Here is a 10,256-nt window from a genome sequence, read left to right on the forward strand (position 1 = left end):
CCAAAGGGTGGCCGGGCGGCGATGAGCGGAAGGGCCATCTCGTCGCCCCGCCTACCAGCCGGCGGGCGGTCCCGAAAATTATTGGTTATTCTGCCGATTGAGGAACCGCGGAATATCGAGCGGCTCGCGGCGGAACGTCGCCTGCTCGCCGTCGGTCCCCTCGGCCTGCGCCGCACCGCGCGCGATGTTCGACTTCCGCTCGAACAACGTCCCGCCACCCGGCGCAAGCTTTGGCTTGTCCGTGTCGGTCGTGGATTCGGTGTCGATCGTCATCGGCTCATCATCGGCCGGCGGTCCGACCGGGGCCGATCCGACCGGCTGGGTCAGGATGTCGTCACCGTCGAGCACCAATTCCTCAGCTTCGTCGTCCTGAGTCAACTCGAGCATGTCGTCATCGCTCGACGTGTCGGTCGTGTCGTCGATCATCGGCGTGGGCGCCGTCGGGGTCACGGCAGCCGGGGTCGCGGTGCGGCCGGGGAAGCTGAACACCTTGGCCGGGGTCGCCATCGTCCCGGTTTCGGCTTCGATCCCGGTGGCGACGACGCTGACCCGGATCTTGCCTTCCAAGCCATTGTTGAACGCGCTGCCCCAGATGATATTGGCGTCGGGGTCGACCAATTCCTTGATGTGGCTTGCGGCCTCGTCGACTTCCATCAGCTTCATGTCCTCGCCGCCGGTGATCGAGATGATCACGCCCTTGGCGCCCTTCATGCTGACCCCGTCGAGCAACGGGTTGGAGATAGCCTTTTCGGCGGCTTCGATGGCGCGATTCTCGCCCGACGCTTCGCCGGTGCCCATCATCGCCTTGCCCATCTCGCCCATCACCGAGCGAACGTCGGCGAAGTCGAGGTTGATCAAGCCCGGCATGACCATCAGATCGGTGATTCCGCGGACGCCCTGCTGGAGCACCTCGTCGGCCATTTCGAACGCTTCCTTGAAGGTCGTGTCCGAATTGGCGAGGCGGAACAAATTCTGGTTCGGAATGACGATCAAAGTATCGACATGCTGCTGCAATTCTTCGATTCCGCTGTCAGCCGAGCGGCCACGGCGCGCGCCTTCGAACGCGAACGGCTTGGTCACCACGCCGACCGTCAGGATGCCGCGATCGCGCGCGATCTTGGCGATCACTGGCGCGGCGCCGGTGCCGGTGCCCCCGCCCATGCCCGCGGCGATGAAGCACATGTGCGCGCCCTCGAGCGCCTTTTCAATTTCCTCGATCGTCTCTTCGGCAGCAGCGCGGCCGATTTCAGGCCGCGATCCGGCACCGAGGCCCTGCGTGATCTTGAGCCCGAGCTGGATCCGGCGATCGGCTTCCGACGCGTTCAAGGCCTGCGCGTCGGTGTTGGCGACGATGAAGTCGACCCCCTGCACGTCGCGCTTGATCATGTTGGCGACGGCGTTGCCCCCCGCACCACCGACGCCAATGACGCTGATCCGCGGGCGGAGTTCGTCGACTTCCGGCCGGATGAAATCGATGCTCATGGGTCTGGACCCTCCCCTGTTCGCTTTGCGCGTTGAATCTTCAGGGTGAATCAATGAATCATCATGAGTCCAGCGGCAAGCGAAAACGTTAACGGAAGCGAAAAAACTGCTCCGCCGTGGCGCTAGCGACTCACCCGTGATTCATAACGGGACGGTTCAGTCGAATGCGATCTGGCGGATCGCCGGGACCGCGAATGCCCACCATAACGCCCCGATTAGCGCTACCCCCGCAGTAAGATAGAAGGCGCTGCCGTACCCCGCTTGGTCGATCATCATGCCGGTGATGATCGGGCCGACGATGCCCGACACGTTGCCGAGAGCATTCTGGATCCCGACCCAAGTGCCGACCGCGCGCGGGCCGGCGAACATCTGGGCGATGGCATAGAGGTTCAGCGATAGCGCCGCGGTCGCCGCCCCGCCGAGGCACAGCCAGAACAGCAACGCCCCGACGCTCTCGCTTCGGTAGATGCCGAAGATCGCCACGCCCGCGAGCAACTGGCTGACGATCATCATTGCCCGGCGGATGGTCGCTTCCGACCGGCCCGAGCGGGTCCAGCGGTCACTGATCGCGCCATAGGCCATTGCCGCCACCGCCTGCACGCCATAGCCGATGCTGGCGAGGATCGTCATTTCGCCGATCGAATAGCCGCGCGACTGGACAAGATAGAGCGGCAGCCAGGCGAGCAGGAAATAGAAGCAGAAATTGCCCAGCGAATGGCCGATCCCCATCGCCCACAGCGACCAGTTGCCGAGCAGTTTGCCCGCCGGCACCCGCGCCAGTGCCCCACCGGCCGCAACCGTCGGCAATTGCCGCACCACCCGCTGCCACGGCACTAGCCATAGCAGCGTGGCAAGCCCGAAGATGATGAACATCGCCCGCCACCCGAGCGAGGCGACGATCAGTCCGCCGGTCAGCGTCCCGATCGCCGGCCCAAGCGCGAGACCCGCCGCGACCGCCGCATTGGCCATGCCGCGCTGCTCGGGTGGAACGTTCATGGCGATGATCTTCGACGTGCCGGGAAAGGCGATGCTTTCGCCCACGCCAAGCATCACCCGAAGCACCAGCAGCGACGCGAATCCGCCAACGAAGCCGATCAGCAACGTGCTCGCCGCCCATAAAACGATCCCACCCGCCATCAGGCGATAGACCGAGAAGCGATCGCATAGCCAGCCGACCAACAATTGCACCGGCGCATAAACCCAGAAAAAGGCCGAGACCGCGATCCCGAACGCGGTCGCGCTCATCCCGAGCTCGCCCTTCATCACCGGCGCCGCCACCGCGATCGCGCCGCGGTCGACATAGTTGAGGAACACCGCCGCACCGAGCAGCAGCACCAGCCAGCGAGTCAGATTGCCCGATTGCGTGCGCGCCAGCGTTGCCATGTGCGTCCCCCCGAACCCGGCGGCAACGCTATCACGCGGGCGAAACGACTAATAGCCCTGCTTCAGCGCATTCATTAGCCGCGACACGAACCCGCCGCCACTCTTGCGCTCGACGGTCGATCCCAGCGCGATGTCGCGAATGTCCCCCGACAGACCCGACGCCAGCATCGCCAGCCCGACCAGGGTCGCGAACGCCGGCCCGCTATGCGCTTCGGGCAGCCCGGTGATCGATCGCGGCCGCCCGACCCGCACCGCACGCCCGAGCACGCCCTGCATGTAATCGGCGATATTCTTCAATTCCGCACCACCGCCGGTCAGTACCACCTGCCGCCCAACCGGACCGGTGAAACCAAGGCTTTTCAACGCCGCGTCGATCTGGTTGGTCAGGTTTTCGACCTGCTGGCGGATCACGGTCATCAATTGCGCGCGGGTGATGCGGGTCGGCTCGTCGCCATCGTCCGCCCCGATCAGATTGGCCTCGATCATCTCGTGATTGTCGCGCGGCGAGGTCATCGCCGATCCGTAAAAGCATTTCAGCCGCTCGGCATCGCGCCGTTGCACCCCGAAGGCGCAGGCGATGTCGTCGGTGATATCCTTCGCGCCGAGCGGGATCGAACGCAGCCCGACCAGCATCCCCCCGGCGTGAAGCGAGACATTGGTCACGTCCGCGCCAAGCTCGACCAGCGCCACCCCAAGCTCGCGCTCCTCCGGGGTCAAACACGCCAGCGCCGCCGCGACTGGCGACGCAACGATCGCGGTCACCCCGAGATGCGCCGATCGGATTACGAAATCGAGATTGCGCAACGGCGCCGGGTCGGCCGCGACAACATGGATGTCGACCCCCAGGCGGTCGGCGTGAAGCCCGATCGGATGCTTGACCCCTTCGACCCCGTCGATCGTATACAGCGCCGGATGCGCGTGGAGCACGGTGCGGTCACCGCTGTGGATCGCCGCCTTGCCGCCGCGCAACAATTCCTCAATGTCCGATTGCTCGACTTGGTGCCCGCCAAGCTCGACCTCGACATTGGCGACATCGCTGACCAGCCCGCCCGCGCCGAAGCTGGCCCACACGTCGTCGATCGTCACCTGGCTCATCCGCTCGGCGCTTTCGACCGCCTCGCGCACCGCGACTTCGGATGATTCCATGTCGGTAACATAGCCGCGCTTGACTCCGCGGCTTTCGCGCTGGCCCGACCCTAGCACCCGCAACCGCCCGTCCTCGTCGCGCGTGACGATCAGCGCGCTGACCTTCGACGATCCGATATCGAGTGCAGTGATGAGGGGTTGCTGGGTTGGTGCGGCCATGATGGTGGGTGGTTCAGCTTTCGGTCTTGGCGGCGGTTTCGGGGACTTGCGGCAGGCGGACGATCATCTTGCCGGGGATGCGAAGGTCGAAGCGCTTGATCCCGCGCCCGAGCAATCCCGCCGATTTGTCCAGCTTGGCGAATTTTGCAAGCGCTTGTCGCGCCTCGGCGTCGCCTTCGGGCAGCACCACCGTCTCACCCGACTGGAAAACCAGGTCCCAGCGCCGCCCGCCGACCCAGTTGGCCGATTCGAGCTGCGGCTTGAGGCTCGGCACCGCGCCAAGCAACGCATTGAGCCCGCCGCTTTGGGCATTGGCCCCCGGCCCGACCAGCAACGGCAAATCGGGCATGTCGCTGACCTTGACCTTGTCGAGCACCACGCCGTCGGCATCGATCAGCGACAATCGGCTGGCATCCTGCCACAGTGCCGCGGGCTCGCGCTCGACGATGTCGATCACCAGCGTATCGGGCAGCCGCCGCGACACCCGGGCATCCTTGACCCAGCCATAGCCAAGCAATTTCTGGCGGATCGTCGCGACATCGACCAACGGCATCGCCATGCTTTTCTGGTCGAGCGCGATCTGGAACACCGGGCGGCTGTCCATCCGCTGGACCCCGGTGACATCGACGCTTTTCACGCGGAATCCTGCCTCGCCCATCGCTTCGCCCAGGCTCGCCCCGACTTTGGCCGGGATTTGCAGTGCGATCATCGCCACCGCGACAATCGCCGCTGCGAACAATCCAACCGTCCACCGCGCCAGCCGATTGGCCCCGCCCTGATCGACCGGCAATCTGGCGACCAGCCGCTTGGGGACATTGACCCGCGATCCGCCGGTGCGCGCGCGCGGCCGTCCCTTGCCGGGCGATCCGCGACGGACCCGCGATCCGCTCACGGTGCGGTTTCGTTCAAGGCATCCGCGTTGCCTGTCGCACCGGCCAAGGCCTCAACGATCAGCCGTTCAACCAAATCGCCATAATCAATCCCGCGCTGCTTGGCCTGCTCGGGCACCAGGCTGAGCGGGGTCATCCCCGGCTGGGTATTGACCTCGAGCAGATACAGCCCGGCCTCGCCAAGTTCGTCATCCCAGCGGAAGTCCGACCGCGACGCCCCCTTGCAGCCGAGCAAACGGTGCGACGCCAGCGCCATGTCCATCATCGATTTGGCGATGTTCGCGGGCACCTCGGCGGGGCAGATATGGTCGGTTTCGCCATCGGTATATTTGGCCGCGAAATCATAAAATTCGCCGTGCGGGACCAATTCGGTGACGCACAATGCCTCGTCGTTGAGCACCGCCACGGTCAGCTCGCGTCCGCGAATGAATGGCTCGGCCAACAACCGCTCGAAATGCAGCCACGGCCCCTCGGCCTTGGCGCTGATCGGGTGGCCGTAATTGCAGCCGTCGGTGACGATCGCGACCCCGACCGAGCTGCCCTCATTGACCGGCTTCAAGACATATGGCCGCGCCATCGGGTCGCCCTCGTACAGCCGCGCGCTATCGACCATCTTGCCTACCGGCATGCGAATTCCGTGCGGCACCAGCACCGCCTTGGTCAGTTCTTTGTCGATCGCGATCGCCGAAGTGGTGCAGCCCGAATGGGTGTAGGGGATTTGCATCAAATCGAGCATCCCCTGGACCGTACCATCCTCCCCGGGCGTGCCGTGAAGCGCGTTGAACACTACGTCGGGCCGAAGCGCGGTCAGCACCGCGCCGATGTTGCGATCCATGTCGATCGCGGTGACATCGCTCCAGCCGCGCGCCTCGAGCGCCTCGACCACGCCACGCCCGCTCATCAGCGACACTTCGCGCTCGGCCGACCACCCGCCCATCAGCACGGCGACTTTGATGTCCTTGTTCACGTTCCAATATCTTTCAGCAATTCTGATTGCAGTCGGACAACATGCGGATCCGCCGCTTCGTCCCAGGGGAATAGGCCGTCAGACGCTCCGGGCCAGAAAATTTGGAACGCCCGGTCCATTTTTTCGCCCATGATGACGCGCCGATACCAAATCGCACTATTGAAATGCTCGGCATCGATTGCGTCTTCCGGGACCGCGCGAAGCACGCAATTGAAGCCTTCAAGCAGCCCGGCGATAACAGCACCGTCTTGGAGAGTTAAGGCGTCCTCTGAACATTGCCGCTGCGTCTCGTTGATCATGCTTTGCATCAAGTCACTAGACAGCCCGAAAACGATAACTTCTGGCTGGCTTACACTCGTGGGGAAGCCAATCGAGTAGGCAAAGGCGGGGTCATCGCCGTCTGGATCACTTACGACATTGATGCTGCAACCATGTTGATCGACATTGGCGATAATTTTCGCCTCAAATTCGGAATCGGAGATTCTCACTTCTGACCAACTCGCTGAATTTCCCATTCCAGCATGATGTTGGTTTTCGCGGCCACGCGGCGGCGCACTTCCTCGCCCAAGGCCTCGATCTCGCTACTGGTCGCCGCGCCGGTGTTCAAAAGAAAATTGCAATGTTTTTCTGAAACTTGCGCCCCGCCCAGCATCAACCCGCGACACCCAGCGGCGTCAATCAGCGCCCATGCCTTGTGGCCGTCGGGGTTCTTGAAGGTCGACCCGCCGGTGCGGCTCCTGAGCGGCTGCGATTCTTCGCGGCTGGCGGCGATGCGGTCCATCTCGGCCTGGATCACCGCCGGGTCGCCGGGCTGCCCACGAAAGGTCGCGCTGACGACGATTGCCTGCTCGGGCAGTGCGCTGTGGCGGTAGGTATAGCCAAGCTCCTCGAGCGCCATCGTCCGCATTTCGCCCGAGCGAAGCACTACTTCGCATTCAACCAGGATATCCTTCACTTCGCGGCCATAGGCCCCGCCGTTCATCCGCACGAAACCACCGACCGTGCCCGGGATCGAGCGCAAAAATTCGACCCCCGCGATCCCCGTGTCGCGCGCGGTCGAGGAGACCAAAATCCCGCTCGCCCCGCCGCCGCATTTCAGCGTGACCGCGTCCAGACGCTCGACCTTGGCCAGCGCCTTGCCGAGCCGCACCACGACACCCGTCACCCCGCCATCGCGGACGATGAGATTGGAGCCGAGGCCAAGCGCCATGACGGGCACGCCAGCGTCGAGCGACCGCAAGTAACCGACCAGATCGTCGACATCGGCCGGCTCAAACAACGTCTCCGCCGGGCCGCCCGACTTGAACCACACGAGCGGCGCAAGCGGGGCATCGGGCTTCAGTTTGCCTCGCACCGCTGTGGCGGCCGTGACACTCACTTCTTTCTCGCCCGCGCCTTGGCAATTCCCGCCGCCAGGCCGCCGGCCCACTTGGTGATGTCGCCCGCGCCCATGCACACCACAATGTCGCCCTTCGCCGCCACGTCGCGCAGATTGCCCGCCAAGTCGGCGGGGTTGTCGACCGGCTTGACCATGCGATGCCCGTGGTGGCGCAAGCCGTCGGCCAGGGCATGCGCGTCGATCCCCTCGATCGGCGCCTCGCCCGCCGGATAAACCGGCGCGACATAGACGATATCGGCGTCGTTGAAGGCGTTCTGGAAGTCGTCCATCATATCGCGCAGCCGGGTGAAGCGGTGCGGCTGGACCACCGCGATCACGCGGCCTCCGTCGGCGATGCCGTCATGGCCGCTGCTCGGCTGGATGCTGTCGCGCGCCGCCGACAATACCGCGCGAATCTCGACCGGATGATGGGCATAATCGTCGATGATCGTCGCGCCGCCAATCTCGCCAACCTTGCTGAAGCGCCGTTTGACTCCGCCAAATTTGGCAAACCCGCCGGCGATCGTCGCATCGTCCATGCCAAGCTCGATCGCGACCGCAATCGCGGCCAGCGCGTTGGACACATTATGCTTGCCCGGCATCGGCAAATAGATGTCGGGGATGCTGCGCCTGGCATCGTCGCGCCCGCGCACCACCGCGTCGAACCGCGTCCCGCCATCCTCGCTGCGCAAATTCTCGCCTCGCAGATCGGCCAAAGCGGAAAAGCCGTAGGTTACCACCCGCCGGTCGCGGATCCGCCCCAGTACCGACTGCACTTCGGCATGATCGATGTTCATCACCGCAAGCCCGTAGAATGGCACATTTTCGACAAACTCGACGAACGCATCCTTGGCGCGGTCGAAGCTGCCATAATGATCGAGATGTTCGGGATCGATGTTGGTGACGATCGCAATCGTCCCGTCGAGCCGCAGGAAACTGCCGTCGCTTTCGTCGGCCTCGACCACCATCCAGTCGGATTTGCCCAATCGCGCGTTCGAGCCATAGCCGTTGATGATCCCGCCGTTGATCACCGTCGGGTCGACCCCGCCAGCATCCAGCATGCACGCCACCATCGATGTCGTCGTCGTCTTGCCATGCGTCCCCGCGACCGCGATCGTCGACTGCATCCGCATCAGCTCGGCGAGCATTTCCGCACGGCGCACGCGGGGCAGCCGCCGCTCGACCGCAGCGATAACTTCAGGATTATCGGGCCGGATCGCGGTCGAGGTGACAATCACCGCAGCATCGCCAAGATTATCCGCCGACTGGCCGATCATCACCGGGATGCCGACCTTGCGCAGCCCTTCCACAACGTAATTTTCGGCGACGTCCGATCCTTGGACCTTATAGCCCAATTGATGCATCACCTCGGCGATCCCCGACATGCCGATCCCGCCGATTCCGACGAAGTGGATCGTCCCCATTTCGGTGCCCATCGCCTTCATGCCGGGACTCCAACGGGCATCGCGCTAGGGGTCGCAACCTTTTCAGGCCCGACCAGCACCGCCCCGCCCGCAATCCGCTCGACCAAATCGGCCAGGTCGCTTGCCGCATTGGGCCGCCCGACCGACAGCGACCGCGCCGCCGCATTGGCCAGCGCTTCTGGGTCGTGCGCCAGCGCCTCGATCTGGCGCGCAAGCGTCTCGGGCGTGAACTCGCTCTGGACGATCATCCGCGCCCCGCCCGCCTTGGCCATTTCGCGCGCATTGGCGGTCTGGTGATCGTCGGTCGCGCTTGGCAGCGGGATCAGGATTGCGGGCCGACCGGCGGCGGTAAGCTCGGCAATCGTCGATGCACCCGCGCGAGCGATGATCAAGTGCGCCTCGGCCAATTTCGCTGGCATATCAGTGATATAGGTCATCAGCTCGGCCGGGATTTTAAGCGCGGCATATGATGCTCGGACTGCGACTATGTCGTCGGGTCGGCATTGCTGCACAACCTGCAAACGATGCCGGATCGACGGTTCGAGCTTGCCCAGCCCGGCTGGCACCACCATTCCCAAGATGCTCGCCCCCTGGCTCCCGCCGGTGACCAATATCTTGAGCGGCGCCACCTCGTCGAATGGCGGCAGCGGCGCTTCGCCCAGCCGCGCCACCGCCTCGCGCACCGGATTGCCGACCAGTTCGACCTTGGCCAGATACGCAGGCTTCAGCCGATCGACTTCGGGATACGCCGTCGCAATTGCCTCCGCTTCCCCCGCCAGCAACCGGTTGACCCGCCCCAATACCGCATTCTGTTCGTGCAGGATGGTCGGGATCTTCGCCGCGCTTGCCGCCAGCAAGGACGGGAACGCCGGATAACCGCCGAAGCCGACCACTGCATCGGGCTTGAACTCGCGATACAGCCGCCGCGCCTGGCCGCGCCCCTTGATCACCGCGCCGACCGCCTTGAGCCAGCCGATCGGCCCGCCGCCCAGCCGCCCCGCAGGCAGGATGTGCACCGGCACCCCGTCTAACAGCCCGGGGATCCGTGCCCCGCGCTCGTCGGTGATCAATGCCACGCCAATCTTGCGTCGCGTCAGCTCGGCGGCCAGCGCGTGCGCCGGGATCATGTGCCCGCCGGTACCCCCGGCCGCGAGGATGATGTTCATTTGCTTGACGACACTTTGGGCCGCTCCCCGCTCCATTTCACGACATAAGGCGAGCGCGTCAGATAGGGATTTCGCCGCGTGAAGGCGAGCAGCAATCCCATCCCGATGCTCAGCGCCAGCATCGAGCTTCCGCCATAGCTGATGAACGGCAGGGTCATGCCCTTCGATGGCGCGATCTGGACATTGACCGCCATGTTGATCATCGCTTGGAGCCCGAAGGCGATGGCGAGACCGGCCGCGGCGAGGATCGCAAACGAGCTC

The 10,256-nt window shown here is 64.5% G+C and carries 10 protein-coding genes; all 10 read right to left on the reverse strand.

Translation table 11 applies throughout. The annotated features are described in order from the left end of the window. Nucleotides 1–78 precede the first annotated feature (78 nt). Nucleotides 79–1,482, reverse strand: coding sequence for a cell division protein FtsZ (ftsZ, locus tag RMN73_RS11130; protein ID WP_309603400.1), 1,404 nt, complete (start codon nt 1,480–1,482; stop codon nt 79–81). Between the two features lie 156 nt (nt 1,483–1,638). Beyond that, on the reverse strand, nt 1,639–2,865 hold the full coding sequence (locus RMN73_RS11135) for an MFS transporter (RefSeq protein WP_309603401.1): 1,227 nt from the start codon (nt 2,863–2,865) through the stop codon (nt 1,639–1,641). A 48-nt stretch (nt 2,866–2,913) separates the two neighbouring features. Further along, nucleotides 2,914–4,170: a cell division protein FtsA gene (gene ftsA, locus RMN73_RS11140; RefSeq protein WP_309603402.1), complete on the reverse strand. Its 1,257-nt coding sequence runs from the start codon at nt 4,168–4,170 to the stop codon at nt 2,914–2,916. Nucleotides 4,171–4,183: 13 nt separating this feature from the next. Then, nucleotides 4,184–5,062 (reverse strand): cell division protein FtsQ/DivIB, encoded by an 879-nt coding sequence (locus RMN73_RS11145; protein ID WP_309603403.1) that lies wholly within the window; start codon nt 5,060–5,062, stop codon nt 4,184–4,186. Next, entirely contained in the window at nt 5,059–6,027 is a 969-nt protein-coding gene (locus tag RMN73_RS11150; protein WP_309603404.1) for a D-alanine--D-alanine ligase, read from the reverse strand. The genes RMN73_RS11145 and RMN73_RS11150 overlap by 4 nt, the downstream gene beginning before the upstream one ends. Beyond that, a complete protein-coding gene (locus tag RMN73_RS11155) occupies nt 6,024–6,515 on the reverse strand; it encodes a DUF4262 domain-containing protein (protein ID WP_309603405.1) in 492 nt (163 codons plus the stop codon). Before RMN73_RS11155 ends, RMN73_RS11150 begins: the two co-directional genes overlap by 4 nt. Then, complete coding sequence (gene murB / locus RMN73_RS11160) at nt 6,512–7,405, reverse strand: UDP-N-acetylmuramate dehydrogenase (protein WP_309603406.1); 894 nt, start codon at nt 7,403–7,405, stop codon at nt 6,512–6,514. The genes RMN73_RS11155 and murB overlap by 4 nt, the downstream gene beginning before the upstream one ends. Continuing rightward, nucleotides 7,402–8,850: a UDP-N-acetylmuramate--L-alanine ligase gene (murC, locus tag RMN73_RS11165; protein ID WP_309603407.1), complete on the reverse strand. Its 1,449-nt coding sequence runs from the start codon at nt 8,848–8,850 to the stop codon at nt 7,402–7,404. The genes murB and murC overlap by 4 nt, the downstream gene beginning before the upstream one ends. Beyond that, entirely contained in the window at nt 8,847–9,995 is a 1,149-nt protein-coding gene (murG, locus tag RMN73_RS11170; RefSeq protein ID WP_309603408.1) for an undecaprenyldiphospho-muramoylpentapeptide beta-N-acetylglucosaminyltransferase, read from the reverse strand. The genes murC and murG overlap by 4 nt, the downstream gene beginning before the upstream one ends. Continuing rightward, the coding region (locus RMN73_RS11175; protein ID WP_309603409.1) for an FtsW/RodA/SpoVE family cell cycle protein at nt 9,992–10,256 on the reverse strand (265 nt) is incomplete at its 5' end. The genes murG and RMN73_RS11175, both read right to left, overlap by 4 nt.

The sequence above is a fragment of the Sphingomonas sp. genome (assembly GCF_031372575.1).
Lineage (GTDB): Bacteria > Pseudomonadota > Alphaproteobacteria > Sphingomonadales > Sphingomonadaceae > Sphingomicrobium.